Genomic DNA, 25,465 nt, shown 5'->3' on the forward strand with positions numbered 1-25,465 from the left:
GGTCTTCCCAGCCTGATCCCGGCAGGTGTCGTGTGGCGCCAGACGCTCCGCCGACCCTGCCCTGCGCAGCCGCCTGCACCAGCCTCCACGGTCCTTCCGGACGCGTGACCGGGCTGCCAGGCGGCTGTTTGCCAACCGGTCCAGCCGAACCGGCGCGCCTTGTGCGCGACTTGTCGGCATGCCAACTGCAATGACTGGCCGAAGATGAATCGCTATCCGCTTTGGAAATACATCGTGATCCTGGTGGCCCTCGCCATCGGCATCACCTACACCCTGCCGAACTTCTTCGGCGAGGCCCCCGCTGTCCAGGTATCGTCGGCCAAGGCCACGGTCAAGGTCGACCTGTCCATGCAGAAGCATGTGGAGGAAATCCTGGCGCAGAACCAGTTGCAGCCGGACGGCGTCTTTTTTGACGTCTCCGGGCAATCGGGGTCGGTCAAGGCGCGTTTCCGCACCACCGACGAACAGCTCAAGGCCAAGGACGTGCTGTCCCGCGCGCTGAATCCTGACGCCAGCGACGCCACTTACGTGGTCGCGCTGAACCTGCTGTCGGGCTCGCCGCACTGGCTGACCGCGCTGCACGCGCTGCCGATGTACCTGGGCCTGGACCTGCGCGGCGGCGTGCACTTCCTGCTGCAGGTGGACATGAAGGGCGCCGTCGACAAGAAGCTCGACAGCCTGTCCGGCGATGCGCGCACGTTGCTGCGCGACAAGAACGTGCGCCACAGCGGCATCGAGCGCGATGGCGACCGCCTGACCGTGCGCTTCGGCAACGCCGACGACGCCAACCGCGCGCGCGGCATCCTGGCCGACAACCTGCGCGAGCTGGCCTTCTCGATCGACGGCACCAACGTGGTGGGCGTGTTCACCGAAGCCGCCCGCAAGGCGGTGCAGGACGCCGCGGTCAAGCAGAACATCACCACGCTGCACAACCGCGTGAACGAGCTTGGCGTGGCCGAGCCCGTGATCCAGCAGCAAGGCGCCGACCGTATCGTCGTGCAGCTGCCGGGCGTGCAGGACACCGCCAAGGCCAAGGACATCATCGGCCGCACCGCCACGCTGGAAGCCCGCCTGGCCGACCCGGCCGTGCGCAACCCGCGTCCGGGCGACCCGGTCCCGTTCGGCGACGAACTGTTTACGCAGGGCAATGGCGCCCCGGTCATGCTGCGCAAGCAGGTGATCTTTACCGGCGACCGCATCGAAAGCGCCTCGGCCGGCTTCGACCAGAACCAGCGCCCGTCGGTGAACATCAAGCTCGACGCCCAGGGCGGCCGCGTGCTGCGCGACGTGTCGCGCGAGAACATCGGCAAGCCGATGGGCATCGTCCTGTTCGAAAAGGGCAAGGGCGAAGTGCTGACCGTGGCCACGATCCAGTCCGAACTCGGTTCCAGCTTCCAGATCACCGGCTCGTATTCGACCGAAGCCGCCAACGACCTGGCCCTGCTGCTGCGTGCCGGCTCGCTGGCCGCCCCGATGGAAATCATCGAGGAACGTACGATCGGCCCGTCGCTGGGTGCCGACAACATCCAGAAGGGCTTCGATTCGGTGGCCTACGGCTTTGCGGCCATCGCGGCGTTCATGATCCTGTACTACATGCTGTTCGGCGTGTTCTCGGTGTTCGCCCTCGGTGTCAACCTGCTGCTGCTGATCGCGGTGCTGTCGATGCTGCAGGCCACGCTGACGCTGCCGGGTATCGCCGCTATCGCGCTGGTGCTGGGCATGGCCATTGACGCCAACGTGCTGATCAACGAGCGGATCCGCGAGGAACTGCGTGCCGGTGCGTCGCCGCAGATGGCCATTGCCATCGGCTTCGACCGCGCGTGGGCCACCATCCTGGATTCCAACGTGACCACGCTGATCGCCGGGCTGGCGCTGCTGGCCTTTGGCTCGGGCCCGGTGCGCGGCTTCGCCGTGGTGCACTGCCTGGGGATTCTGACCTCGATGTTCTCGGCGGTCTTCTTCAACCGTGGCCTGGTCAACCTCTGGTATGGCCGCAAGAAGAAGCTCCAGAGCCTGGCCATCGGTCAGGTCTGGAAGCCGGATGCCGACGCACCGGTCGCCAAGTAAGCCGGGACATATCAGGAACACATCATGGAATTCTTCCGCATCAAGCGCGACATTCCGTTCATGAAGCACGCGTTGATCTTCAACGTGGTGTCCTTCCTGACGTTTGCCGCCGCTGTTTTCTTCCTCTGGCACAAGGGCCTGCACCTGTCGATCGAGTTCACGGGCGGCACGGTGATGGAGGTCAACTACCAGCAGACTGCCGATCTGGAGAAAATCCGAGGCCAGGTCAGCAAGCTCGGCTACACCGACGTGCAGGTGCAGAACTTCGGCACCTCGCGCGACGTGATGATCCGCCTGCCGCTCCAGAAGGGTCCGGACGGCAAACAGGTGACGTCGGCGCAGCAGAGCGAACAGGTGATGGGCGCCCTGACGGCGGCCGCGCCTGACGTGAAGCTGCAGCGCGTGGAGTTCGTCGGCCCGCAGGTGGGCAAGGAACTGGCCACCGACGGCCTGTTGGCGCTGCTGTGCGTGGTGGCCGGTATCGTGATCTACCTGTCGTTCCGCTTCGAGTGGAAGTTTGCGGTGGCCGGCATTATCGCCAACCTGCACGACGTGGTCATCATCCTGGGCTTCTTCGCGTTCTTCCAGTGGGAATTCTCGCTGTCGGTGCTGGCTGCCATCCTGGCGGTGCTGGGGTACTCCGTGAACGAGTCGGTGGTGATTTTCGACCGGATTCGCGAAGCCTTCCGGAAGTACCGCAAGATGAGCACGCACGAGGTGATCGACCACGCGATTACCAGCACGATGTCGCGGACCATCATCACCCACGGCTCGACCGAAATGATGGTGCTGTCGATGTTCTTCTTCGGCGGCCCGACGCTGCATTACTTCGCACTGGCCCTGACGGTGGGTATTCTGTTCGGTATCTATTCGTCGGTGTTCGTGGCGGCAGCCCTGGCCATGTGGCTGGGCGTAAAGCGCGAAGACCTGGTCAAGGGCGAGAAAAAAGGCGGCGACGCCCCCGACCGCAACGACCCGAACTACGGGGCGCAGGCCTGACGGTTCGAGCGCCTGAGCGGCAAAAGGAAAAGGCACCTTCGGGTGCCTTTTTGTTTATCCATTGCCTGCCCTCCGCCGCCCGGGGGCAGAGGGAACAAACCCGTGCTACGCCTCGGTCAGCTGCTCGATCCACACCGCGAGGCGGTCCGAGGCGAACGCGTCTGCCCGGGTGCCGGCGCGGGCGGCAATGGCATCGCCTTCGCGCACCAGTTGCAGCGCGCCGCCGGCCTCTTCCACCCACAGCAGCACGGCCAGCCATCCGGCGTGTTCGGCCGACACCGCTTCGGCCACGGGACGGGACACGAATTCATTCAGCGTGGCGGTTGACGTCCAGGTAATCACGTCGCCGTCGCGGCGGACCGAGGCGCCCAGCGTTTCGGCCAGCACCGCCGCGGCATCACCGGCCGCGCGGCCGGCGCCGCGCAGCTTCGATAGCGTGGTGGCCACGGCATGGCCGAACGAACCGCTGCGCTGGCTTTCCGCTCCCACCAGATCGGCATAGTCCAGGCGCTGCCAGTCCGGCTCGGCGTTCTGCGCGCCGGCCAGATAGGTGCCGGACAGATACGTCTCCACCGGCTGGAAGCGGCCCGGACCGATCAGGCTGGCGCACAGCGCGTGGATCATGCCCACGCGCGATGCCACGGTCTGCTTCTGCAGCACCATCAGCTTTTCGCGCACCAGCTGGTCGCGCTCCTTGCGCAGCCCGGACAGCTCCAGCGCCTGCTTCAGTTCCATGCGCAGCGCGGTAATGTCCCATGGCTTCTTGATATAGCGATGGATCTGGCCCTGGTTCACGGCCTCGACGGTCTGGTCGAGTTCCGAATAGGCCGTGGTCAGAATCCGGACGATATGCGGATACCGCTCCCGCGCATACCGCAGCAGTTCGTTGCCGTACTCGCCCGGCATGCGCTGGTCTGACACCAGCACGGCCAGGCTGTCGGCATGGGCGTCCAGCATGGCCTTGCCTTCTTCCACGGACTGGCCGGTCACCACCGGCGCCAGCTGGCCGATGGCCCGCTGGAAATACTTGACCGCAGTCGCTTCGTCGTCGACGAACAGAATCGCCGGGGGTGCCTGCGTGGTATTCGGTTCGGTCATCGATCACTCCTGTGCATACGATTCTTGGAATTTGGGAAATCGAGGGTTACGGTGGTGCCCGCGCCGGACGCCGATGCAATCCGGATGCCGCCGCCAAACGACTGCATCACCCGGTTGCAGAAGATCATGCCCATCCCGCTGCCGCCCGCCGATGCGTGCGTGGTCACCGGGTCCACCAGCAGGCGTCCCATGATTTCGGGCGGGATGCCCGGGCCGTTGTCGGCGATGCGGATCTCGGGGCGCTCGCCCGCCACCACCACGAAGCGCAGCGAGGGGTCGCGAACATCGGCCAACGCGCGCAACGCATTGCTCATGACCGACGACAGTACCAACGCCACGCAGTTGGGCAGCGTGTGTACCGGAAAATCGCCCTCCATCTCCACCTGCACCCAGCTACGCTGGTTATCGGCAAAAGGATAGGCATCCAGCAACGACGCCACCAGCGCACCGGCGCTGACTTCCTGTCCAGCGCCCGGCTTCGGCGGCGCACCGCCCGCGCTGCTGCGCACCGACTGGAGAAACGACGACAGCACCGCCAGGCAATACTGGGCGTTGTCGTGCATGGCACTGGCCGCCCGGCCAATTTCCAGCTGGCGCTGCCCGCTGTACTCGGCATCGACCCGCGACCCGATACCGAGCGCAAAATTGGCGATGGCCGCCAGCGGTGTGTTCAGTTCGTGCGCCAGGAAGGCGAGCGTCTCGTCGATGGCCATCAGCCGCTGCTGGCGCACCGCCCGCTCGCGGTAGCGGTCGCCCGCCAGCCGCAGGATTTCTCGGACATCGGCCACGCCGATCGGCTTTTCCAGGATGCGGAACACCTCGCCGGAATTGACGGTCTGCAGCAGCATGTCCTTGTCGGCATAGGCCGTGACCAGGATGCGCACGATCTGCGGATACTCCTGGGCCACCTGGCGCAGCAGGTCGCCGCCGTCGCGCCCGGGCATGCGGAAGTCTGTCACCAGCACCGAGATCCGGGCATGGTGCGCGCGCAGGATGCCAACCGCCTCGTCGGCGCCGTTGGCCGACAGCACTTCGTATTCGCTGCCCACTGCGCGCGCGAAATACTTGCACGCCATCTCCTCGTCGTCGACGTAGAGGATGGTGGGGCGCGGCTGCGTGGTGTCGGTCATGACAGCATTACTCCGCACGCGGCAGGTCGAAACTGAAAGCGGCCCAGTGGCCGACTTCGCTTTCGGCGAACAGCACGCCTTCGTGGCGCTCGATCACCGCATAGCTGATCGACAGGCCCAGACCCAGCCCCTGCCCCACCTCGCGCGTGGTGAAAAACGGTTCGAACACGCGCGCCAGGTGTTCGGGGGCAATGCCCGGGCCGTTATCCTTGACGGTCACGTGCAGGCGTTTGTCCTGCCAGCGCACGGTCGTATGGATGGCCGGGTCCTTGGTGCCCGCCTTGCGCATGGCCAGCGCGGCATTCGAGAACAGATTGATCAGGACGCCAATGATGGCCGCTTCGTCGCCCATCACAAGCGTATCGTCGGGCATTTCCCGCGTCATCTTGACGCCGCGCAGCTCGTGCGCGGTCAGCCGCTGCGCCGAATCGAGCGCCTTCTCGAACAGGAACGGCGTGCCTTCGACCTCGGCGCCCGGCTTGCGATAGGCGAATGTCTTCAGATCGGACACGATATGCTGGATGCGCTGCATGCCCTGCTTGGCATCGACCAGGCATTCCTGCAGCATCGGCTCCGACTTGGCCGCCGGCTCTTCCATGGCCACCTCGATGGCCATCAGGCAGAAGTTGACCGGATTGTTGACCTCGTGCAGCAGGCCTGCCGCCAACGTACCGATGGCCGCCATTTTTTCCTGCTGCAGCATCTGGCCCTTGATGTCGACCAGCTTGCGGTTGATGACTTCCAGCTCGGTATTCTTGTCGGCCACCTCGGCCTTCAGGCGGAACAGCATGAAGCGGGCACGTTCATTGAAGAATGTGTAGACGCCGCTGGCCGCCGCGGCAAACAGCAGAAATAGCGAATTGACGATAAATGTGCCCATCGGTTCGACGCCGCCCGGATGCAGCAGGCAGGCGGCCGCGTAGAGCACGTAAGACAGGATGCCGAACACCAGGTTTTGCCAGAGCCCGAATGGCAACGCGATGCCCGACGCGAAGATCGCCAGGTTCAGGCCCACGTAGTACGGCGATTCAACGCCTTCGGTCCGCGAGATCATCCAGGCAATCATGATCTGCGGCAGCAGCAGCCACGTCATGGTCAGCCATGGCGCGAAGCGCCGGCCGGCCTGGCTGTACAGCGCCACGATGACACCGGCGATCATCAGCGAGACCACCACGCGCGCAATCGCAAAAGGCAGCTGGAAGTGCGGATACTGGCCGTAATCCAGCCCGACGCCCAGCAGTACCAGCGCGATGGCCGTGTAGGCGCCGCCCCGGCTGAACGCCAGGCGAAAGTCGGCCAGCTCGGACTGGTATCCGGCGTAAAGTTGATTCGCGCTCATGACCTTGGCGGGTGGTGCCGCGTCTTCGGCGTCCGGGACCTCAGCGGACAGTGGCTTCGGCGAAGACATTGACGCCGGTTTCATCGACATAGAGTCGGTGGGCATGCGAGTTCTCCGGCAAGAGCGAGGACATCCCGGCCTCGTCGCGATAGATCAGATACCACTCGAGCAGGTGCTCCATCCCGAATTTCTCGGGATTGTCCGAGTGGACATTGGTGACCAGCACCTGACCGTCCGGCTTCGAGCGCGACGCGAAATACTGGAGCAGGCGCGCGCAGACCTTGTCGGACAGGTAGTCGAACAGCCCGGCGCAGTAGACGGCATCGAACTCGCGCACGCTCGGATCGTCCGCCGCAATGCGGCGCTTGAGCAGTTCGTGCACCGACTGGTGCACCATTTCGACTGATACCTTGTGGCCCGCCCCGGCGGCTGCACGCTCCACCGACGCGCGCGTGTAGCCAAGCGTTTCCTCGCTGAAATCGACCAGCTGGAACGACAGCAGCTCCGGATTCGGGTACTCGCGCACGAACCGCTGGATCTCGAACGCCGGCCCGCAACCCACGTTGAGCACGCGGAACTGGCGGCCTTCGGCGCGCGCCCTTTCAGCCTGGCGGGTCAGGTAATCCACCAGCAGGTCGATCCGGTTGCGGTGCGCCGTGGCCACCGCGGCCTTCAGGAAGGCCGTATTGACGATCTGGAAGTAAGTGGTGGGACCCTGCTGCGGATCGCTCAGGATCTGGTTCACCATCTCGTAGTCGCCCGCATAGCCAAGCGGCTTCGTGAACGTGCGATACACGAACGGCGCGCGCAGCAGCAGCGGATGCAGCGCCGCCTGGGCATAGGTGCGATGGACCGGCGCCAGTTCCTGGTCCACGCGCTGGGCCTCGTCCTCGAGCCAGTCGAGGTAAGTCTTCACCTTCCCCATCAGGGGCGTGGCCAGTTCGTAGAACACGTCCTCGCGCAACCGCCCTTCCTTCTTGGGCAGCGATTCGGTCAGGTCTACCTGCTCGACCCAGCGCGATACTTCGGACAGATAAGCGCGCATCTCGTTGACCACGATCTGGTAGTCGCGGCGGATATTGAAGCGCGTATCCCAGTCCTGCACGAACATCTCGGCTTCGCGTGCGACCGATTTCGGTGCATCGTTCACGTCGGTCAGTTCGCGCCACTCGTCGATCAGCGTCAGTGATACCACCGCCGTCAGGCCGGTGTTCACCAGGCTCATGACCACGGCCTTGCCCAGGTACGCGTTCTTCGCGCCCATGCGCACGCTCAGCTCGCTCAATACTTCGCTGACCTGGACAATCGAGTAGGGATTGTAGATTTCCATCACCAGCGACTTGCGCTGGAGATTGATGATCGTGCCCCGCACCTGCTCGCCCTGCGAGTTGCGGAAACTAACTACCGGATCGATTTGCGTTTTGGAGTACACGGTATCGCGCCAGGGAATTCCGAGAAACGCTGCGGGCACGGCGCCCGCGGGCGTCGGCCGGGTACAGCTCAAGGCAAGGGTCTTGCGGCGAAACTACCAATCAGGGAATGCAGCCAATGCTCATATCGATGCGCGGGACCTGTTTGCGGGACGCGCGCGCCAGCCGGCGAAGACCAGGGCGAACGCCGCCCCTGAGGGTGGGACTGCGGCGAACCATTGTACTGTGGCAATTCTGAACCGTACAACAGTCCGCCTGCTGCACGAAGGGGGGTATGCAAACGGCAAAAAAAATGAGCCAGCAACGCTGCTGGCTCATTTTTCATCATGTATTGGAGAAATGACAATTTCCCCACTGGCGCAACTTCCGCCAGAAGTGTGTCCCGCCGTGATCAGTCGGCCTTGACGGCTTCCACCTGGATGGCCAGGTTCACGTCCTGCTTGAAGCCGTACTTGGCGCCGTAGTCGATGCCGAAGTCGGCACGGTTGAACTGGGCCACGGCATCCGCGCCGCATGCCTCACGCTTGAGCATCGGGTGCTGGATGCACTTGAATTCCTTGATCTCGAGCTTCACCGGCTTCGACACGCCGCGCAGCGTCAGCACGCCATCCACTTCGGTCGGCACGTCGCCCTTGAACTTCGAGAACTTGCCCTTGTACGTGGCTTCCGGGAAAGCCTGCACGTCGAACATTTCCGGGCCCTTGGCGTGCTCGTTCAGCTTGTTGTTGCCGAAATCGATCGATGCGGCGTCGATCTTGATATCGACGGTGCCGGCCTTGGCCGCGCGGTCCAGCGTCACCACGCCGCTGGACTTGTCGAACTTGCCGCGCCACTTCGACAGGCCGCCCAGGTGGTCGGCCTCGAAGCTCGGGTAAGTGTGGGTGGGGTCGATGTTGTACGTCGTGGCGTTGGCCATGGCGGTGCCGGCGGCGAGGGCGGCGGAGGCTGCGGCCACGGCGGCGATCAGGGTACGGATTTTCATATTGAGTCTCCCGTCAAGAAGTTGGAGAGGAAGGTCGAAAAAAACGGCCAAGGAGCTGTAAGTGGGACAAACCCGCCTCAGCCCTTCTTCGCCGGGGTCACAAGGTGGAACTTGATCTGGACATCATCGGCCACGACGGAAGTGTCCTTCCACTCGCCGTCACCGATGTTGAACGTGGTGCGCTTGATCGGCAGCACGCCATCGAACACCTGGCTGCCGTTTTCCTGCTTGTACGTGGCGGGCACGGTCACGTCGATGGTCTTGCCCTTGATGGTCAGCTTGCCGGCCACGTCGTACTTGCCGGCGGCGCCGGCCTTGATGCTGGTCGACTGGAACACCGCCTTCGGATACTTGCCGGCGTCGAACCAGTCCTTGCCCTTCACTTCCTTCGTGGTCTCGGCATCGCCGATCTCGAAGCTGGACACGTCGATCTCGACCTTGGCCGACGACGTGGCCAGCTTGGCCGGATCGAAGTCCACGGTGGCGTCGAACTTCCTGAACTTGCCTTCCATCGGCACGCCGATCTGCCTGGCGGTGGCCGTGACCGTGCTCTTGGCGGCATCGATCTGGGCCCAGGCCAGGTTTGCGGCCAGGCCAGCCGTTGCCAGGGCGGCCGCCACGAAGATCGTGCCGGGACGGGACATACGTTTCATCTGAGACTCCAGTGGTGACTGGCCATCACGGCCGGTTGGTCAGGCAAAGCGGTTGCGATACGTCGGCAAATCAGCGCAGGAACGGGATCATGCGACCCAGCGTGCCGTCGCGATCCACCACCTGGTGCTTGACGGCGGCGGCGGCATGGACCACCACGATCGCGGCCATGAAGTAGTTCAGCCAGACATGGGCGAACTTCAGGATCGGCTTCAGCGTGTCGCTGGCCTCGATCAGCGGCGGCAGCTTCCACAGGCCCAGGTACACCACAGGCACGCCCGCGGCGGAACTGTAGAGATAGCCGGTGACCGGGACGACCAGGATCAGCAGATAGAGCAGATGGTGCGCGGCGGCGGCGGCCCTGGCCTGCCAGGCCGGCGTACCGGGTGCCACGGGCGGGGCGGCATGCGTGGCACGCCAGAGCACGCGCAGCACGGCCACCACGAAAATCGTCACGCCCAGCCACTTGTGCCACGAGAACAGCTTGAGCTTGGTCGGCGTCAGCCCCGGAATGCCCGTCATGTACAGGCCCAGCCCGAACGCGGCAAAAATGCCGAAGGCGATCAGCCAGTGCAGGCCGATGGCGGTGGCGGTGTACGTCGCCTGGCCCCCCGGCCCGGATGCTTTGAAACCCATGTCAGTCAATCCCTTCGATCTTTATTACTTATTCTGCTATGTCGGCGCCAAGACAGTCTGTTGCAGTACCGGTCCGGCCCTTCGCTGCCAATTCTCGCATTATTCGATGACAGGCTGTGCGTTGGAAGCGCCGAACTTCATGAAGTTGTTCAAATCATTTGATGTGTCGAGATGTCGCACCCGCCGCCCGGGAACCGATCGTAACGCGGCGGGGGGCCGCATGACACTGGCCGCTGGTATCCGCCAGGTAATGACTTTCGAAACTTGCGCGGCAAACAAAAAGGGCCGACCCCTTCGGGTCAGCCCTGTTCTGTTACCTTGCGGCGCCCCGGCATGTCGCGGTGCGCCGGGCGGCGATCAGATGCGGTTGGCCAGTTCCACGGCCTTGCCGATATAGCTGGCCGGCGTCATGTCCAGCAGCAGCTTCTTGGCGTCGTCGGGAATCGCCAGGCCCTGCACGAACGTCTGCAGCGCCTCGCGCGAGATGCCCTTGCCGCGCGTCAGTTCCTTCAGCTGCTCGTACGGATTGGGCACGCCAAAGCGGCGCATCACGGTCTGCACCGGCTCGGCCAGCACTTCCCAGCAGTTGTCCAGGTCTTCGTTCAGGCGCTCGGGGTTGGTTTCGAGCTTGCCCAGGCCGCGCAGGCAGGCCTCGTACGCCAGCAGGCTGTAGCCAAAGGCCACGCCCATGTTGCGCAGCACGGTGGAATCGGTCAGGTCACGCTGCCAGCGCGAGACCGGCAGCTTTTCCGACAGGTGACGCAGCACGGCGTTGGCCAGGCCAACGTTGCCTTCCGAGTTTTCGAAGTCGATCGGATTGACCTTGTGCGGCATCGTCGAAGAGCCAATTTCACCGGCCTTGGTCTTCTGCTTGAAGTAACCCAGCGCGATGTAGCCCCACACGTCGCGGTTCAGGTCCAGCAGGATCGTGTTGGCGCGGGCCACGGCATCGAACAGCTCGGCCATGTAGTCGTGCGGCTCGATCTGGATCGTGTACGGGTTGAACGTCAGGCCCAGGCGCTGCTCGATAACCTGCTTCGAGAACGATTCCCAGTCGAACGACGGATAGGCCGACAGGTGCGCGTTGTAGTTGCCGACGGCACCGTTCATCTTGCCCAGCAGCTCCACGCGCTCCACGCGCTCGATGGCGCGGGCCAGGCGGGCAGCCACGTTGGCCAGTTCCTTGCCGAGCGTGGTGGGGCTGGCCGGCTGGCCATGCGTGCGCGACAGCATCGGCTGGGTGGCGTTGAGCCTGGCCAGTTCCACCAGGCGGGCCTGCACGCGCTTGAGCGCCGGCACGATCACACCGTCACGGGCGCCCTTGAGCATCATGCCGTGCGACGTGTTGTTGATGTCTTCCGACGTGCACGCGAAGTGGATGAACTCGCTGGCGGCTTCCAGTTCGGCGTTACCCTTGACCTGCTCCTTGAGCCAGTATTCGACGGCCTTCACGTCGTGGTTCGTGACCGCCTCGATGTCCTTGATGCGGGCGGCGTCGGCTTCGGTGAAGTTGTCCACCAGCGACTGCAGCTTCGCTTCCGAGGCGGCCGAGAACTTCGGCACGTCGGGCAGCCCGGCCTGGGCCAGCGCGATCAGCCAGTTGACCTCGACCTTTACGCGGTTGCGCATGAAGGCCGCCTCGGACAGCCATTCGCGCAGCGCATCGGCCTTTGCGGCATAGCGGCCATCGATGGGAGACAGGGCGGTGAGCGGCGAAAGGGAAGACGTGGACATGCTGGCAACCGGGAGAAAAGAGGAATGTGGAGGTTCGTGCGGGGGGCGCAGGGAACCACGCGACAAGGGCCGGATGCGACGAATCCGCCGCATTACCCTGCCGATGCAAGGGCCGGTTCGGCAGACGGCGCACACCGTCCCGCCAAACGCGCAACGCGGGATTTTACCATCGCCCCATGGCGCTGTGCGGGTCGCTGTGGGCGCCAGCCCTCCATGCGTGCGCAAGGCCGCATTGATGCCGCATTCGCGTGACTCCGCAGGTATACTCGCGCTCGCCCATCCGTTAGCCTGTTATGAAGTCCATCGGGCACGCCGCCGCGCCTGCCAGCGCACCCGTGCCACCGAGCGCCGATGCACTTCATAACAAGCTCAAGGGGAGAACATGAAGCTGTATGCGTCCCAGACCAGCCCGTATGCGCGCAAGGTGCGTGTGGTGCTGGCGGAGAAGAAGATCGACTACCAGATGATCGAGGAAAACGTCTGGTCGCCCGACACCATCATTGGCCAGTTCAACCCGCTCGGCAAGGTGCCGTGCCTGATCATGGAAGACGGGGGCGCGGTCTTCGATTCGCGCGTGATTGCCGAGTACGCCGACACGCTGTCGCCCGTCAGCCGCCTGATTCCGCAGGGCAGCCGCGAGCGCCTGGAAGTGCGCTGCTGGGAAGCCCTGGCCGATGGCCTGCTGGACGCCGCCCTGCTGGTGCGCCTGGAGGGCACCCAGCGCCAGCCCGCCGAACGCAGCGAGAGCTGGGTGGCACGCCAGCGCGGCAAGATCGACGCCGCATTGGCCGCCATGTCGAAGGGCCTGGCCGACAAGCCGTGGTGCACCGGCATCCACTACACCCTGGCCGACGTGTCCGTGGGCTGCGCGCTGGCGTACCTGGACTTCCGCTTCCCGGACATCGCCTGGCGCGACCAGTACGCGAACCTGGTTGCCTTCCAGGACAAGATCGAAAAGCGCCAGTCGTTCATCGATACGGCGCCGCCGGCGGCGTGATTGCGAACACGCATGGCAAAACGGCCGCTGATGCGGCCGTTTTTTGTTGGGCGTCGTCTTTTCGCCCTACCGAATAATCCCCCCACCCAGACAAACCTCCCCGTCATACAACACGGCCGACTGCCCGGGCGTCACCGCCCACTGCGCCTCGGCAAACGACAGCCGCAGTTCATCGCCTTCGGCCTTGACGATCGTGCACGGGGCGTCGCTCTGCCGATACCGGGTCTTGGCCGACATCGTCGCCCCGGCGGCCGGCGGTTCGCCGGCGACCCACGACAGGTCTGCCGCGTCGAGTTCCGGCGTCAGCAGCCACGGGTGATCGTGGCCTTGCACGACGTAGAGCGTGTTCGATGCCATGTCCTTGCGGGCCACGTACCACGCGTCGCCGCTGCCGTCCTTGCTGCCGCCCAGGCCGATGCCCTTGCGCTGGCCCAGCGTGTAGAACGCCAGGCCGATGTGTTCGCCGACGACCTTGCCCTCGTCGGTCACCATGGGGCCGGGCCGGGTCGGCAGGTAGCGGTTCAGGAAGTCGCGGAACGGGCGTTCGCCGATAAAGCAGATGCCCGTGGAGTCCTTCTTCTTCGCGTTCGGCAGGCCGATTTCGGCAGCGATCTCGCGCACGCGGGTCTTTGGCATTTCGCCCAGCGGGAACATCGTGCGCGACAGTTGCGCCTGGTTCAGCCGGTGCAGGAAATAGCTCTGGTCCTTGGTATGGTCGAACGCCTTGAGCAGCTCGAACCTGCCGCCCGGCGCCTGGCGAACGCGCGCATAGTGGCCGGTGGCGATCAGTTCGGCGCCCAGCGACATCGCATGGTCCAGGAAGGCCTTGAACTTGATTTCGGCGTTGCAGAGCACGTCGGGGTTCGGCGTGCGGCCGGCCGAGTATTCGCGCAGGAAATCGGCGAACACGCGGTCCTTGTACTCGGCGGCGAAGTTCACCGCTTCCACGTCCACGCCGATCACGTCGGCCACGGACGCCACGTCGAGCCAGTCCTGCCGCGTGGAGCAATACTCGCTGTCGTCATCGTCCTCCCAGTTCTTCATGAACAGGCCGATGACCTCGTAACCCTGCTGCTTGAGCAGCCATGCCGTGACCGACGAATCCACGCCTCCCGACATGCCCACTACCACTCTCTTGCCGCTCACGACGCCGCTCCCGGTGCCTGCCCGGTTACTGCAGCCGCATCGGTGGCGCCCGCGATGGCGGTGGGATGGGTATGCAGCAGGTCCAGCGCAAAACGCTTGCCGGCCAGGTAATCGTCCACGCAGGCCATGACCAGCGGCGAGCGATGGCGGTCGGCGCAGGCGCGCAATTCCTCGGCGGTCATCCAGACCGTGCGGACAATGCCAGTATCGAGCTGGCGGCCGGCGTCGAGCGAGCCCAGGTCGCCCGTGAAGCCGAAGCGGATATAGGTGGTATCGCCCCCGTCGCGCGACGACCGGCCACGGCTCATGTAGCAGCCGAGCAGCGCGCGCGGCTCGAACGTGTGGGCGGTTTCTTCGAGCGTTTCGCGGACAACGGCGCGGATCAGGCTCTCGCCCGGTTCCAGGTGGCCCGCCGGCTGGTTCAGTCGCAGGCCATCGGCCGTTTCCTCTTCCACCAGCAGAAAGCGGCCGCCGCGCTCGATGACGGCGGCAACCGTGACGCTGGCAATCCATTCACGTGACATGATGCACATTTTTTAAGCAATCCGGCATTTTACCGGTTGCCGTTCGAACGTGCATGGCGCGCGGCGTTTCAGGCCGCCTCGGCCGTCAGCATGGGGGGCAGCAAGGCGATGGCCGCATCGATGCGGGCCACAAGTGACTTTGACGCCGGCATCAGCGGGCGACGCACCTCGGCGGTGGTCATGCCGGCCAGCGCCAGCGCGGCTTTCACGGGCGCCGGATTGGGCTCGGCGAACATCAGCCCGATCAGCGGCGACAGTTGCCGGAACAACGCCCGTGCGGCCTCGTCGCGCCCGGTGCGCGCCAGATGCTGCAGCCGCACGAACAGGTCGGGCCGCACATGCGCCGCAGCCGGCACGATGCCCTGGCCGCCGCGCAGCAGATGGTCGAGCATCGACGCATCGTCGCCGCAATACACGCCGATCAGGTCCTGCATGGCCAGCGTGCGCAGGCCGGCCGGGTCGCATTCCTTGACGGCCACGATCTGCGGATGGGCGGCCAGGCGCCATGCCAGTTCGGGGGAAATCGTGCAACCCGTGCGCCCGGGCACGTTGTAGAGCATCAGCGGTTTGCCCGTCTGGGCGGCCACGCTGCGCATATGCCAGGCGATGCCTTCGTCGGACACGCGCAGGTAGTACGGCGGCGGCACCAGGTAGCCGGCCAGCGGCAGGCGGTCGAGCCTGCGCACCTGCTCGCATACGGCATGCGTGGCCACCCCGCCCACGCCGGCCATCACCGGCAGCGAGCCGGCGACGGCCTCGAGCACCGCCGCCGTCAGCATGAACCGCTCGGCATCGGTCAGCAGGCCGCCCTCGCCGGTCGTGCCCAGCACGATCAGGCCATCGACACCGGCCGCCGCGTAGTGCGACGCCAGGCGCTGGGCGGCGTCGAGATCCACCTGATCGCTGCGCAGCGGCGTGACCATCGGCAGCCACAGGCCATCGGCAATCGCGCCGCGCTGCGGATCAATGCGTGCCATGGTCGTCTCCAAGCACCATCGCGACGCCAAATTCCGCTGCGGGCAAAGCCGCCATGATCGCGTGCATGGCCGCGTCGCGGTCGCCGCGCTCCACCTCCACGTGCAGCGATGTCTCGCCATTGCGATGATCCACTTCCACCACGTAGATGCGGGCCATGTTGCCGATCGCGCGATGCAGCGTCTGGCGCAGCGCGAAGACCTGTGACGACGAGACGGCCAGGCGCAGGCGAATCCAAGGATCCTGGGCAATGGCACGGCGTCGCGGAACCGATGCAAACGCCACGGCGAGACTCGATGACTGTCGCATGAAGCGAAGATCCGCGCGGGGCGGATCGTCTGTTGAACATGGCTCCATGCTAGGGAGACCGGCCTCAATTTGATGCAGCGTTTGGCCGGCCCGCCATCAAGATTGCGTAAAGGTGCGGGCCGTCAGCATGTGTCCGGCGCTCAGAACGTCTTCGTGATCGACGCAAAGGCCGTCGCCTTGCCCAGGTAGCGCCCGCGCGTGTTCGTGTAGGCCGCCTTGCTGGCATTCGTGTCGATATAGGCCACGGCCAGCGAGAACCCGCTGCCCAGGTCTTTCGTCAGCCCGAGCTTCCAGTCCGTGTACGACGCATCGCTGAAATGCTGCACGCCCTGGTAGCCGACATGCGCGTTCAGCGTCAGGCCCCACACGTTCAGCGGCACGTTGGCCGTCAGATCGACGTAGTAACTGTTCTTGCTGTCGGCAAACCCGAACAGGTTGGTCACCGCATGCGAGTACTTCAGGAATACGGGCCCCCAGCCGATGCCGGCATACAACTCGGTGGTGTACGGACGCGTGGCCGTGTAGCCGCCCGGATAGTAGTACTCGAGCACGCCCACGTCGTAGTTGAATGCCTGGTCGGCCAGCGTGAACGTATTCCTGAAACCCCCATAGAAATCCATCTCGACGGGCGCGGACACCGTCGCGTCGGCATCGCCCAGCCAGCTGATACTCGAGTTCCAGTTGCCGACGTAGAAGCCGCTCTCGTGGGCATAGTCGAAGCCGCCCTGGATGGCCGGGCGCCGGTCGGTCTGGCTGATCCCGCGGTAGCGGTAATCGGATGCCACCGACACGTTGGCCGTGAAGGTGTGCGGCGACGCCGGCGCGGGGTCGGGGATCGCCTGCTGCGCGAATGCGTTGGAAAACGGGGCGGCAAGCAGGACGGCGGCGGCCAGCGTGGCCGCCGCCGAAGTCATCAGGCGGGTTGCAATCATCAATGAAAAACCGTGGGCGTATTGGGAAAAACGCCTCGAAAGAGACGTGAACGCCACGATACGCAGCCCCGCATCAAATCGGCGTCAAGATTGCAGGTGACGCCGATGTCATTTCATCAATGGCCGGAATGCAAGGGAATTCGATGTGCATCAAACGAGTCGTTTCATGACTGGAAAAGATGAGTCTCGGTGAAAGCACATATACCCGACCGGCGAGTCACCACCGAACGTAAGTTTCGGGTAAGCTGCGCAAAAATTGAGGCATTCTTTTGCAATGCATCAACGGGCGAGGACGTTGGCCCGACCAGATGACGAACGACGCCAGACAGGAGAAATTGACGATGCATATCGGTATCCCGCTTGAGACGCGGGCAGGTGAGACGCGTGTCGCCGCCACCCCGGAGACCGTCAAGAAGTACGTAGCGCAGGGCCATCAGGTAACGGTGCAAGCCGGTGCCGGTGTGCGTGCCAGTATTCCCGATGCCGCGTTCGAGGCGGCCGGGGCCCGGGTGGGCTCCGGTGCCGATGCGCTGGGCGCCGAGCTTGTGCTCAAGGTGCGCGCGCCCGACGATGCCGAGCGCGCGCAGATGAAGCCGGGGTCCGTACTGGTCGGCATGCTCAACCCGTTCGACGTCGAGAACAACGCCCGCATGGCCAGCGCCGCCGTCACGGCGTTCGCGCTCGAGGCCGCGCCGCGCACCACGCGCGCCCAGAGCATGGACGTGCTGTCGTCGCAGGCCAACATCGCCGGCTACAAGGCCGTGCTGGTGGCCGCACACCACTACCAGCGATTCATGCCGATGCTGATGACCGCGGCCGGTACCGTCAAGGCCGCACGCGTGCTGATCCTCGGTGCCGGCGTGGCGGGCCTGCAGGCCATCGCCACCGCCAAGCGCCTGGGCGCCGTGATCGAAGCCTCCGACGTGCGCCCCGCCGTGAAGGAGCAGATCGAATCGCTGGGTGCCAAGTTCCTGGACGTGCCGTTCGTCACCGACGAAGAGCGCGAGATCGCACAGGGCGTGGGCGGCTATGCGCGCCCGATGCCGGCCGACTGGATGCGCCGCCAGGCCGAACTGGTGCACCAGCGCGCCACGCAGGCCGACATCGTCATCACCACCGCACTGATCCCCGGCCGCCGCGCCCCGGTGCTGCTGGCCGAGGACACCGTCAAGCAGATGAAGCCCGGTTCGGTCGTGGTCGATCTGGCCGCCGCACAGGGCGGCAACTGCCCGCTGACCGTGGCCGACGAAGTGGTGGAGCGCCACGGCGTGATCCTGATCGGCCATACCAACCTGGCCAGCATGGTGGCGGCCGACGCGTCCGCGCTGTACGCGCGCAACGTACTCGACTTCCTGAAGTTGATCATCGACAAGGATGGCCGCTACACGCTGAACCTGGAAGACGACATCGTCGCCGCCTGCCTGATGTGCAAGGACGGCCAGGTCGTCAGGCAGCAGGCCGCCTGACATCCCGTCTGAAGATGCCGCGGCGCTGAAAAGAGCCCTGCGCCACGGCCCGCCGCGTCCCCGGCACGCTTGATCCTGCAGTTTCAGTCCGCCTGCGCGGACGCGACGCCCGGCAGTATTCAAAAGCAACGGAGGAGAAGTCGATGGAGATGGTGAACCACACGGTGATCAACCTGATCATCTTCGTGCTGGCAATTTACGTAGGGTACCACGTGGTGTGGACGGTCACGCCCGCGCTGCACACCCCGCTGATGGCCGTGACCAATGCGATCTCGGCCATCATCATCGTCGGTGCCATGCTGGCGGCCGGCCTGACCGAAGGCGGCGTGGGCCGCGTGATGGGCACGCTGGCCGTGGCACTGGCCGCGGTGAACGTGTTCGGTGGCTTCCTGGTGACCCAGCGCATGCTGGAGATGTTCAAGAAGAAGGAGCCACGCGCCAAGGCCGGGGCTGAAGCCGCCAAGGGAGGTGCGTGATGGAAGGCATCAGCATGAACCTTGTGACGCTGCTGTACCTGGTGGCGTCGGTCTGCTTCATCCAGGCCCTGAAGGGGTTGTCGCACCCGGCATCGGCCCGCAAGGGCAACGCGTTCGGCATGATCGGCATGGCGATTGCCGTGGTGACCACGCTGGTGCTGATCATCAAGCTCAAGAACGAGTTCCTGGCCGTGGGCGCCGCGCAGTCGTCGGTCGGCACCGGCCTGGCGCTGATCTTCGGCGCACTGGTGGTAGGTGGCGGCATTGGCGCCTACGTGGCACGCAAGGTCGAAATGACCAAGATGCCGGAACTGGTGGCGGCGATGCACTCGCTGATCGGTCTGGCCGCGGTGTTCATCGCCGTGGCCGCCGTGGCGGAACCTGCCGCGTTCGGCATCACGCCGGCCGGTACGCACCTGATCCCGCTGGGCAACCGTATCGAGCTGTTCATCGGCTGCTTCGTGGGGGCGATCACGTTCTCGGGCTCGGTCATCGCGTTCGGCAAGCTGTCGGGCCGCTACAAGTTCCGCCTGTTCCAGGGCGCGCCGGTGGTGTTTCCGGGACAGCACTGGCTGAACCTGCTGCTGGCCATCGCCATGATCGGCTTTGGCGTGATCTTCTTCCTGTCGCAGTCGTGGCTGCCGTTCCTGATCATGCTGGCCATCGCCTTCGTGCTGGGTGTGCTGATCATCATCCCGATCGGCGGCGCCGACATGCCCGTGGTGGTGTCGATGCTGAACTCGTACTCGGGCTGGGCGGCGGCGGGCATCGGCTTCTCGCTGAACAACCCGATGCTGATCATTGCGGGCTCGCTGGTGGGCTCCTCGGGTGCCATCCTGTCGTACATCATGTGCCGCGCGATGAACCGTTCGTTCTTCAACGTGATCCTGGGCGGCTTCGGCGCCGAGGCGTCTGCTGCCGGCCCGGCCGGCGCGCAGGCCCAGCGCAACGTGAAGTCGGGCTCGGCCGACGACGCCGCGTTCGTGATGAGCAACGCCGAGACCGTGATCATCGTGCCCGGCTACGGCCTGGCGGTGGCCCGTGCGCAGCATGCACTGAAGGAATTGACCGAAAAGCTGACCGAGCACGGCGTGACGGTGAAGTACGCCATCCACCCCGTGGCGGGCCGCATGCCGGGCCACATGAACGTGCTGCTGGCCGAAGCCGAGGTGCCGTACGACCAGGTCTTCGAGATGGAGGACATCAACAGCGAATTCGGGCAGGCCGACGTGGTGCTGGTGCTGGGCGCCAACGACGTGGTCAACCCGTCCGCCAAGACCGATCCGAAATCGCCGATCGCCGGCATGCCGATCCTGGAAGCCTACAAGGCCAAGACCATCATCGTGAACAAGCGGTCGATGGCCGCCGGCTACGCGGGCCTGGACAACGAGCTGTTCTACATGGACAAGACCATGATGGTGTTCGGCGACGCCAAGAAGGTGGTGGAGGACATGTTCAAGGCCGTGGAATAAGCTGCCGTTAATGTTCGGCAGTGGCCGTCAGGCGCGCAGTGCTGCCAAGTGAATAAAGAAACGCGCAGACCTGAAATCAATAAAATCGAAGTAGTGCGGCCAGCAACCAACGCTGGCCGTTTCCTTTTGCGTGGTCTGGTTGCGCAGGCAGACGCAGGCGCTATACTGGCTTGCCCCGTTCTTTTTCCCCTTGCGGCCGGCGGCCAGATTTGATCGCACCATGACATTCCCCGCGCACGACCGGAACCTGTCGGTTTTCCATCACCCAGTACTGACGGTACTGGTGGACGACAGCAAGTCGTTTATCGACAGCCTGGCTTTCCAGATGGATGCATCGCGCGCGGTGGTCAGCTTCACCGATCCGCGCGACGCGCTGACGTGGATTCGCGAAGCGTATGCCACGCGGCATCCCGCCTTCCTGCCGGTACGCGTCACGCACGACGACCTGACCTTCCTGTCCGAACGCCGCACGGTGCAGCTCGATGTCGACCGCATCCATCGCCAGATCCACGATGTGCATCGCTTCCTGCAGCCCGGCGTGGTGGTGGTGGATTACTCCATGCCACAGATGGACGGGCTCGAATTCTGCCAGGCGCTGGAAGACCTGCCGTGCAAGACCATCCTGCTGACCGGCACGGCCGATGAAAGCATCGCCGTGCAGGGCTTCAACCACGGGCTGATCGACCGCTACGTGAAGAAGCACGATCCGAACATGGTGGCGCGGCTGAACGACGAAATCGACGCGCTCCAGCAGCAGTACTTCGCGTCGATCTCGCGCACGCTGCGCGACCTGCTCACGCGCCATTCGTACTCGTTCCTGTCCGACCCGATCATGGCCGACCGCGTACGCCAGACGGCGGCACGCTATGGCTTTATCGAGTACTACCTGTTCCCGAACCCCGTGGGCATGCTGCTGCTGACCGCACAGGGCCATGCCACGCTGATGGTGATCGAAACCCGCGCCGGGCTGATGAGCCAGGTGGAGTCGGCCGAAGCGTACGAGGCGCCGGCGGCATTGATCGAAGGGCTGCGCGAGGGCCGCATCGTACCGTTCTTCTGGCCTGGCAACGGCATGTACACGCCGGCCTGCATGGACTGGGAACAATACTGCCTCCCGGCGGAACGCTGCGAGGGCAACGAGGAATATTTCTACGCGCTGTTCGACCTGCCGCGCCACATGCTGCAGGAGCCGGTGGTCAGCCTGCAGAGCTTCCTGTCGGAGTTTTCGCGCAACGGCGCGGCGATGACCGGGCGGAACAAACTCGCGTAGTACTTTTACGATTTACACCGTTCTCCACACCGTTGGAGTGGAGTGCGAAGCCGGCGCGCACCGGATCGCCTTCGCGCGTCAGCCTTCTTTCTTCGCCTGATCCCGATTGCCGCCGCGCACCATGTCGAAACGGAACAGCCGGCATTCGATATTGCCGTTGTAGAGCGGCGTGCGGCGCGATTCCTTCAGGCGCAGCCGCTTGGGCATCGACAGATCGCCCGTGAACACCCAGGCCTGCCAGTCCGCGAAGTTCTGCTTGAGCGTGGTGGCAAAGGCGCTGGCGAACTGGTTGGCAGCGGCCTCTTCCACTTCGTCGGGCGGCGCGTCCTGCATCGCATCGCGGCGGCTGCCGCGCACTGCGATACGCTCGCCATACGGCGGGTTCATCATCATCAGGCCCGGCTTGGCAAACGGCGGCTGCACGAAGCGCGCATCGACCTGCTTCAGCGAAATATCGCCCGGCAGGCCGGCGCGCTGCCAGTTGGCCTGCGCCATCGACAGCATGTCCGTCGAAATATCGGACCCGGCGATCTGCAGCGTCGCGGCGCGGCTGGCGGCCGACTCGCGCGCGCGTTGCGCATCGGCACGCAATGCCTGCCACGCCCTGGTATCCGCGCCCTTCAGCCATTCGAACGCGAACGTGCGGCCCACGCCCGGCGCGATGCCCAGCGCCACCTGCGCGGCTTCCACCAGGAACGTGCCGCTGCCGCACATCGGATCGAAGAACGGCCGGTCGGTCTGGCCCGGCACCCAGCCAGCCAGGCGCAGGATGCCGCCGGCGAGGTTTTCCTTGAGCGGCGCCTCACCCTTTTCCATGCGCCAGCCGCGCTTGAACAGCGGCTCGCCCGTGGTGTCCAGGTACAGCGTGCAATCGGTCTCGGTCAGGTGGGCGTAGATGCGGACGTCCGGACTGACCGTATCGACGCTGGGGCGTGCGCCCAGCCGTTCGCGCATGGCGTCGCAGACTCCGTCCTTGACGCGCAGCGCCGTGAAGTTGAGGCTGCGCAGCTGCGACTTGTGGGCGGTGATGTCCACGCGCAGCGTCTCGTCCGGCGAGAACCATTGCTCCCAGCGTTGCTGGCGCGTCAGCGCATAGATGTCGTCCTCGTGGCGGTAGCCGCGCTGCGCCACGCGCAGCAGCACGCGGCTGGCAATGCGCGAATGCAGGTTGACCGCATAGGCCGCGGCCATCTCGCCCGAAAACGTCACGCCGCCCGGCATTTCGCGATGCACCTCGAACGGTGCCGCCGCCACCACGGCCGGGTACTGCGCAATCTCGCGCAGCTCCTCGGCCAGTGCCGGTTCAAGGCCACGCGGGCAAGGAGCAAAGAAGGCTTGGGTCATGGCGAGTCTTTCCAGAAAACAAAAACGTCCGCATCGCGGACGGGCAAGGCATGGGTCCGGTGTGCCGATCAGCCTGCAGCCAGGGCGCGGTCAAGGAAATCGAGCCGGTCCTGGCCCCAATACGGTTGGCCGTCGTAGACGAACCACGGCGCGCCGAACACATTGGCGGAAATCGCATCCTGCGTGTTCTGCGCATAGGCGGCCTGCACGGCCTGGCCTTCGCTGGCCTTGAGCAGGCTGGCGCCATCGAGGCCGTTCTCGTCGGCGATCTGCGACAGCGTGCCGCCATCGGCGATATTGCGCTGCTCGGCCCAGACGGCGCGCGTGATGGCGCCGGTCAGCGCCAGCGCACGGGCCGTGCCATGCGCGAGCTGGGCGGCGATGATCAGTTTGGCGGCGGCATCGCCCGACACCGGGAAGAACGTCGGATGCAGGTTCAGCGGGATACCCAGGAAGCGGCTCCAGCGTTCGAGCTCGACCAGCCGGTACGCCTGGCGCTGCGGCGGACGCTGCGCCAGCGGCACGCCGCCCGAGACCGAAAACACCTTGCCCAGGTCGGCTGGCTTCAGCAGCACCTGCGCCTGGTGGCGGTTGGCGATTTCCACAAAGCGGGCATGGCCCAGGTAGACGAACGGCGACTGCGGCGCCAGAAAGTACTCGACCTGCTTGCTCATCACGACCTCATCGAAAACAGTAGGAATCCGACAGCTTAGAACGGCTTTACGACAACCAGAATCACGATGGCCAACAGCACCAGCACCGGCAGCTCGTTGAACCAGCGGTAGAACGTGTGCGAGCGTGTGTTGGCGCCGCGTTCGAACTTGCGCAGCAGCACGCCGCAGCCGTGGTGATAGCCGATCAGCACCAGCACCAGCGCCAGCTTGGCATGCATCCAGCCCTGCCCCGCGCCGCGCCCGATGCCGTAGCCCAGGAACAGCCACAGGCCGAACACCAGGGCCGGCACTGCCAGCATGGTCATGAACCGGAACAGCTTGCGCGCCATCAGCAGCAGGCGGCGCACGCTGGCCGGGTCGGTTTCCATGGCCAGGTTGACGAAGATGCGCGGCAGGTAGAACAGGCCCGCGAACCACGAGACGACGAACAGGATATGGAAGGCCTTGACCCAAAGCATCTGCGTTCCCGCCTCCCCTTACGTGCGCACTTCGCCGTGACCGAACACGACGTACTTGAGCGACGTCAGCCCCTCCAGCCCCACCGGACCACGGGCGTGCAGCTTGTCGTTCGAGATGCCGATTTCGGCGCCCAGGCCGTACTCGAAGCCATCGGCAAAACGCGTCGAGGCATTGATCATCACGCTGGCCGAGTCCACTTCGCGGATAAAGCGCATGCCGGCGCTGTAGTTCTCCGTCACGATCGAATCGGTGTGGGCCGAGCCGTAGGTATTGATATGCGCGATCGCGGCGTCCAGACCGTCCACGGTACGGATGGCCAGCACCGGCGCCAGGTATTCCAGGCGCCAGTCTTCCTCGGTGGCGTCAACCAGGCCGCTGAAGCCGGCGGATTCCAGCGTGGCGCGCGTGTCGGCGCAGACGCGCAGTTCCACGCCCTTTTCCTGGTAGATGCGGCACAGCGGCGGCAGCACGGTGGCCGCGATCTGGCGCGACACCAGCAGCGTTTCCATCGTGTTGCATGGCGCGTAACGCTGCGTCTTGGCGTTGTCGCAGATGCGCACGGCCTTTTCCACGTCGGCATCGTCGTCGATGTAGACATGGCAGATGCCGTCCAGGTGCTTGATCATCGGCACGCGGCCTTCCTCGATCAGGCGCGCGATCAGGCTCTTGCCGCCGCGCGGCACGATCACGTCGACGTATTCGTTCATGGTGATCAGACGGCCAACGGCAGCGCGGTCCGTGGTCTCGATGACCTGCACCGCCTCGCCCGGCAGCCCGGCGGCGGCCAGGCCCTCGGCCACCAGCGCGGCCAGCGCCGTGTTCGATTCGATCGCCTCGGAGCCGCCACGCAGGATCGTGGCGTTGCCCGACTTCAGGCACAGCGCCGCGGCGTCGATGGTCACGTTCGGCCGCGATTCGTAGATGATGCCGATCACGCCCAGCGGCACGCGCATCTGCCCCACCTGGATACCGGTCGGGCGGAACTTCATGTTGCTGATCTCGCCGATCGGGTCCGGCAGCGCGGCAATCTGCTCCAGGCCGGCGGCCATGGTGTCGATGGCCTTGTCGGACAGCGTCAGGCGGTCCACGAAGGCGGCGTCCTGGCCATTGGCGCGGGCGCGTTCCACGTCGCGGGCGTTGATGGCCTTGAGCTTGCCGGCATCGCGCCGGATGGCCGCGGCAATCGTCAGCAGCGCACGGTTCTTGTCGGCCGTGGAGGCCCGCGCCATGGCGCGCGATGCCGCGCGGGCCTGCTGGCCGACGCGGTTCATGTAAGCGTGGAGATCGAACTCGGTCATGATGGTGTCCGGGCCCAGCCCGGTCTGCTGTGGGTGCCGCGATGTCGAAGCGCCGGC

The 25,465-nt window shown here is 65.1% G+C and carries 25 protein-coding genes; 7 read left to right on the forward strand and 18 right to left on the reverse strand.

All coding sequences use genetic code 11. From position 1 onward, the window contains the following. The first annotated feature begins 204 nt into the window (after positions 1 to 204). Both secD and secF read left to right on the forward strand, forming a co-directional pair. Entirely contained in the window at positions 205 to 2,067 is a 1,863-nt protein-coding gene (secD, locus tag D9X30_RS00765; RefSeq protein WP_153947295.1) for a protein translocase subunit SecD, read from the forward strand. A 24-nt stretch (positions 2,068 to 2,091) separates the two neighbouring features. Further along, on the forward strand, positions 2,092 to 3,066 hold the full coding sequence (gene secF, locus D9X30_RS00770) for a protein translocase subunit SecF (protein WP_153947294.1): 975 nt from the start codon (positions 2,092 to 2,094) through the stop codon (positions 3,064 to 3,066). A gap of 105 nt (positions 3,067 to 3,171) precedes the next feature. Here the strand turns inward: secF and D9X30_RS00775 are convergent, their stop codons facing one another. The 8 genes from D9X30_RS00775 to purB form a co-directional block, all read right to left on the reverse strand. Further along, positions 3,172 to 4,164 carry a response regulator gene (locus D9X30_RS00775; RefSeq protein WP_153947293.1) on the reverse strand — a complete coding sequence of 331 codons (993 nt, stop codon included), beginning with the start codon at positions 4,162 to 4,164 and terminating at the stop codon, positions 3,172 to 3,174. Next, positions 4,161 to 5,294 carry a hybrid sensor histidine kinase/response regulator gene (locus tag D9X30_RS00780; RefSeq protein WP_153947292.1) on the reverse strand — a complete coding sequence of 378 codons (1,134 nt, stop codon included), beginning with the start codon at positions 5,292 to 5,294 and terminating at the stop codon, positions 4,161 to 4,163. The genes D9X30_RS00775 and D9X30_RS00780 overlap by 4 nt, the downstream gene beginning before the upstream one ends. Before the next feature lie 7 nt (positions 5,295 to 5,301). Beyond that, positions 5,302 to 6,633: a sensor histidine kinase gene (locus D9X30_RS00785; RefSeq protein WP_153947291.1), complete on the reverse strand. Its 1,332-nt coding sequence runs from the start codon at positions 6,631 to 6,633 to the stop codon at positions 5,302 to 5,304. 40 nt (positions 6,634 to 6,673) lie between these two features. After that, a complete protein-coding gene (locus D9X30_RS00790; RefSeq protein ID WP_249640847.1) occupies positions 6,674 to 8,065 on the reverse strand; it encodes a class I SAM-dependent methyltransferase in 1,392 nt (463 codons plus the stop codon). 389 nt (positions 8,066 to 8,454) lie between these two features. Further along, positions 8,455 to 9,045, reverse strand: coding sequence for a YceI family protein (locus D9X30_RS00795; RefSeq protein WP_153947290.1), 591 nt, complete (start codon positions 9,043 to 9,045; stop codon positions 8,455 to 8,457). A gap of 77 nt (positions 9,046 to 9,122) precedes the next feature. Next, the gene (locus D9X30_RS00800; protein WP_153947289.1) at positions 9,123 to 9,698 is read right to left on the reverse strand and encodes a YceI family protein; all 576 of its coding nucleotides are present in this window, start codon (positions 9,696 to 9,698) and stop codon (positions 9,123 to 9,125) included. Positions 9,699 to 9,768: 70 nt separating this feature from the next. Beyond that, on the reverse strand, positions 9,769 to 10,332 hold the full coding sequence (locus tag D9X30_RS00805; RefSeq protein ID WP_153947288.1) for a cytochrome b: 564 nt from the start codon (positions 10,330 to 10,332) through the stop codon (positions 9,769 to 9,771). Positions 10,333 to 10,689: 357 nt separating this feature from the next. Further along, positions 10,690 to 12,066: an adenylosuccinate lyase gene (gene purB / locus D9X30_RS00810; protein ID WP_153947287.1), complete on the reverse strand. Its 1,377-nt coding sequence runs from the start codon at positions 12,064 to 12,066 to the stop codon at positions 10,690 to 10,692. Positions 12,067 to 12,448: 382 nt separating this feature from the next. On the opposite strand from purB, the gene D9X30_RS00815 reads away from it, so the two are divergent. After that, positions 12,449 to 13,063: a glutathione S-transferase C-terminal domain-containing protein gene (locus D9X30_RS00815; protein ID WP_153947286.1), complete on the forward strand. Its 615-nt coding sequence runs from the start codon at positions 12,449 to 12,451 to the stop codon at positions 13,061 to 13,063. 66 nt (positions 13,064 to 13,129) lie between these two features. On the opposite strand, the gene mnmA is transcribed toward D9X30_RS00815, so the two are convergent. The 5 genes from mnmA to D9X30_RS00840 all read right to left on the reverse strand — a co-directional run bounded on the left by mnmA (position 13,130) and on the right by D9X30_RS00840 (position 16,949). Next, positions 13,130 to 14,209, reverse strand: coding sequence for a tRNA 2-thiouridine(34) synthase MnmA (gene mnmA, locus D9X30_RS00820; protein ID WP_249640848.1), 1,080 nt, complete (start codon positions 14,207 to 14,209; stop codon positions 13,130 to 13,132). Next, a complete protein-coding gene (locus tag D9X30_RS00825) occupies positions 14,206 to 14,742 on the reverse strand; it encodes an NUDIX hydrolase (RefSeq protein WP_153947285.1) in 537 nt (178 codons plus the stop codon). Before D9X30_RS00825 ends, mnmA begins: the two co-directional genes overlap by 4 nt. 59 nt (positions 14,743 to 14,801) lie before the next feature. After that, the gene (gene dapA, locus D9X30_RS00830; protein WP_153947284.1) at positions 14,802 to 15,710 is read right to left on the reverse strand and encodes a 4-hydroxy-tetrahydrodipicolinate synthase; all 909 of its coding nucleotides are present in this window, start codon (positions 15,708 to 15,710) and stop codon (positions 14,802 to 14,804) included. Further along, complete coding sequence (locus tag D9X30_RS00835; protein ID WP_153947283.1) at positions 15,697 to 16,017, reverse strand: hypothetical protein; 321 nt, start codon at positions 16,015 to 16,017, stop codon at positions 15,697 to 15,699. The genes dapA and D9X30_RS00835 overlap by 14 nt, the downstream gene beginning before the upstream one ends. A gap of 140 nt (positions 16,018 to 16,157) precedes the next feature. Then, complete coding sequence (locus tag D9X30_RS00840; protein WP_153947282.1) at positions 16,158 to 16,949, reverse strand: TorF family putative porin; 792 nt, start codon at positions 16,947 to 16,949, stop codon at positions 16,158 to 16,160. 341 nt (positions 16,950 to 17,290) lie between these two features. Between D9X30_RS00840 and D9X30_RS00845 the strand changes: the two genes are divergently transcribed. The 3 genes from D9X30_RS00845 (at position 17,291) to D9X30_RS00855 (ending at position 20,363) form a co-directional block, all read left to right on the forward strand. Beyond that, positions 17,291 to 18,415, forward strand: coding sequence for a Re/Si-specific NAD(P)(+) transhydrogenase subunit alpha (locus D9X30_RS00845; RefSeq protein ID WP_153947281.1), 1,125 nt, complete (start codon positions 17,291 to 17,293; stop codon positions 18,413 to 18,415). A gap of 143 nt (positions 18,416 to 18,558) precedes the next feature. After that, positions 18,559 to 18,891, forward strand: coding sequence for an NAD(P) transhydrogenase subunit alpha part 2 (locus D9X30_RS00850; RefSeq protein ID WP_066732243.1), 333 nt, complete (start codon positions 18,559 to 18,561; stop codon positions 18,889 to 18,891). Further along, positions 18,891 to 20,363, forward strand: a complete 1,473-nt coding sequence (locus D9X30_RS00855) for an NAD(P)(+) transhydrogenase (Re/Si-specific) subunit beta (RefSeq protein WP_153947280.1) — start codon at positions 18,891 to 18,893, stop codon at positions 20,361 to 20,363. Before D9X30_RS00850 ends, D9X30_RS00855 begins: the two co-directional genes overlap by 1 nt. Before the next feature lie 27 nt (positions 20,364 to 20,390). Here D9X30_RS00855 and D9X30_RS00860 read toward each other — a convergent pair whose 3' ends face one another. Continuing rightward, entirely contained in the window at positions 20,391 to 20,585 is a 195-nt protein-coding gene (locus D9X30_RS00860; RefSeq protein WP_153947279.1) for a hypothetical protein, read from the reverse strand. Between D9X30_RS00860 and D9X30_RS00865 the strand changes: the two genes are divergently transcribed. Beyond that, positions 20,584 to 21,633, forward strand: a complete 1,050-nt coding sequence (locus tag D9X30_RS00865; protein WP_153947278.1) for a response regulator — start codon at positions 20,584 to 20,586, stop codon at positions 21,631 to 21,633. The two genes, D9X30_RS00860 and D9X30_RS00865, sit on opposite strands and share 2 nt — an antisense overlap. A gap of 78 nt (positions 21,634 to 21,711) precedes the next feature. On the opposite strand, the gene D9X30_RS00870 is transcribed toward D9X30_RS00865, so the two are convergent. From D9X30_RS00870 to D9X30_RS00885, 4 genes are all read right to left on the reverse strand, one after another. Further along, positions 21,712 to 22,977 (reverse strand): THUMP domain-containing class I SAM-dependent RNA methyltransferase, encoded by a 1,266-nt coding sequence (locus tag D9X30_RS00870; protein WP_153947277.1) that lies wholly within the window; start codon positions 22,975 to 22,977, stop codon positions 21,712 to 21,714. Between the two features lie 68 nt (positions 22,978 to 23,045). Beyond that, positions 23,046 to 23,651 carry a 2-hydroxychromene-2-carboxylate isomerase gene (locus D9X30_RS00875; RefSeq protein ID WP_153947276.1) on the reverse strand — a complete coding sequence of 202 codons (606 nt, stop codon included), beginning with the start codon at positions 23,649 to 23,651 and terminating at the stop codon, positions 23,046 to 23,048. A gap of 35 nt (positions 23,652 to 23,686) precedes the next feature. Then, positions 23,687 to 24,109 (reverse strand): CopD family protein, encoded by a 423-nt coding sequence (locus D9X30_RS00880; protein WP_153947275.1) that lies wholly within the window; start codon positions 24,107 to 24,109, stop codon positions 23,687 to 23,689. A gap of 18 nt (positions 24,110 to 24,127) precedes the next feature. Continuing rightward, positions 24,128 to 25,408, reverse strand: coding sequence for a glutamate-5-semialdehyde dehydrogenase (locus D9X30_RS00885; protein ID WP_153947274.1), 1,281 nt, complete (start codon positions 25,406 to 25,408; stop codon positions 24,128 to 24,130). Between the last annotated feature and the right edge of the window lie 57 nt (positions 25,409 to 25,465).

It is taken from the genome of Cupriavidus sp. U2, assembly GCF_009663685.2.
Classification (GTDB): domain Bacteria; phylum Pseudomonadota; class Gammaproteobacteria; order Burkholderiales; family Burkholderiaceae; genus Cupriavidus; species Cupriavidus necator_C.

Coding starts and splice junctions, on each gene's coding strand:
- secD (WP_153947295.1), top strand. CDS start 205: ATGAATCGCTATCCGCTTTGGAAATACATCGTGATCCTGGTGGCCCTC.
- secF (WP_153947294.1), top strand. CDS start 2,092: ATGGAATTCTTCCGCATCAAGCGCGACATTCCGTTCATGAAGCACGCG.
- D9X30_RS00775 (WP_153947293.1), bottom strand. CDS start 4,164: ATGACCGAACCGAATACCACGCAGGCACCCCCGGCGATTCTGTTCGTC.
- D9X30_RS00780 (WP_153947292.1), bottom strand. CDS start 5,294: ATGACCGACACCACGCAGCCGCGCCCCACCATCCTCTACGTCGACGAC.
- D9X30_RS00785 (WP_153947291.1), bottom strand. CDS start 6,633: ATGAGCGCGAATCAACTTTACGCCGGATACCAGTCCGAGCTGGCCGAC.
- D9X30_RS00795 (WP_153947290.1), bottom strand. CDS start 9,045: ATGAAAATCCGTACCCTGATCGCCGCCGTGGCCGCAGCCTCCGCCGCC.
- D9X30_RS00800 (WP_153947289.1), bottom strand. CDS start 9,698: ATGAAACGTATGTCCCGTCCCGGCACGATCTTCGTGGCGGCCGCCCTG.
- D9X30_RS00805 (WP_153947288.1), bottom strand. CDS start 10,332: ATGGGTTTCAAAGCATCCGGGCCGGGGGGCCAGGCGACGTACACCGCC.
- purB (WP_153947287.1), bottom strand. CDS start 12,066: ATGTCCACGTCTTCCCTTTCGCCGCTCACCGCCCTGTCTCCCATCGAT.
- D9X30_RS00815 (WP_153947286.1), top strand. CDS start 12,449: ATGAAGCTGTATGCGTCCCAGACCAGCCCGTATGCGCGCAAGGTGCGT.
- D9X30_RS00825 (WP_153947285.1), bottom strand. CDS start 14,742: ATGTGCATCATGTCACGTGAATGGATTGCCAGCGTCACGGTTGCCGCC.
- dapA (WP_153947284.1), bottom strand. CDS start 15,710: ATGGCACGCATTGATCCGCAGCGCGGCGCGATTGCCGATGGCCTGTGG.
- D9X30_RS00835 (WP_153947283.1), bottom strand. CDS start 16,017: ATGCGACAGTCATCGAGTCTCGCCGTGGCGTTTGCATCGGTTCCGCGA.
- D9X30_RS00840 (WP_153947282.1), bottom strand. CDS start 16,949: ATGATTGCAACCCGCCTGATGACTTCGGCGGCGGCCACGCTGGCCGCC.
- D9X30_RS00845 (WP_153947281.1), top strand. CDS start 17,291: ATGCATATCGGTATCCCGCTTGAGACGCGGGCAGGTGAGACGCGTGTC.
- D9X30_RS00850 (WP_066732243.1), top strand. CDS start 18,559: ATGGAGATGGTGAACCACACGGTGATCAACCTGATCATCTTCGTGCTG.
- D9X30_RS00855 (WP_153947280.1), top strand. CDS start 18,891: ATGGAAGGCATCAGCATGAACCTTGTGACGCTGCTGTACCTGGTGGCG.
- D9X30_RS00865 (WP_153947278.1), top strand. CDS start 20,584: ATGACATTCCCCGCGCACGACCGGAACCTGTCGGTTTTCCATCACCCA.
- D9X30_RS00860 (WP_153947279.1), bottom strand. CDS start 20,585: ATGGTGCGATCAAATCTGGCCGCCGGCCGCAAGGGGAAAAAGAACGGG.
- D9X30_RS00870 (WP_153947277.1), bottom strand. CDS start 22,977: ATGACCCAAGCCTTCTTTGCTCCTTGCCCGCGTGGCCTTGAACCGGCA.
- D9X30_RS00875 (WP_153947276.1), bottom strand. CDS start 23,651: ATGAGCAAGCAGGTCGAGTACTTTCTGGCGCCGCAGTCGCCGTTCGTC.
- D9X30_RS00880 (WP_153947275.1), bottom strand. CDS start 24,109: ATGCTTTGGGTCAAGGCCTTCCATATCCTGTTCGTCGTCTCGTGGTTC.
- D9X30_RS00885 (WP_153947274.1), bottom strand. CDS start 25,408: ATGACCGAGTTCGATCTCCACGCTTACATGAACCGCGTCGGCCAGCAG.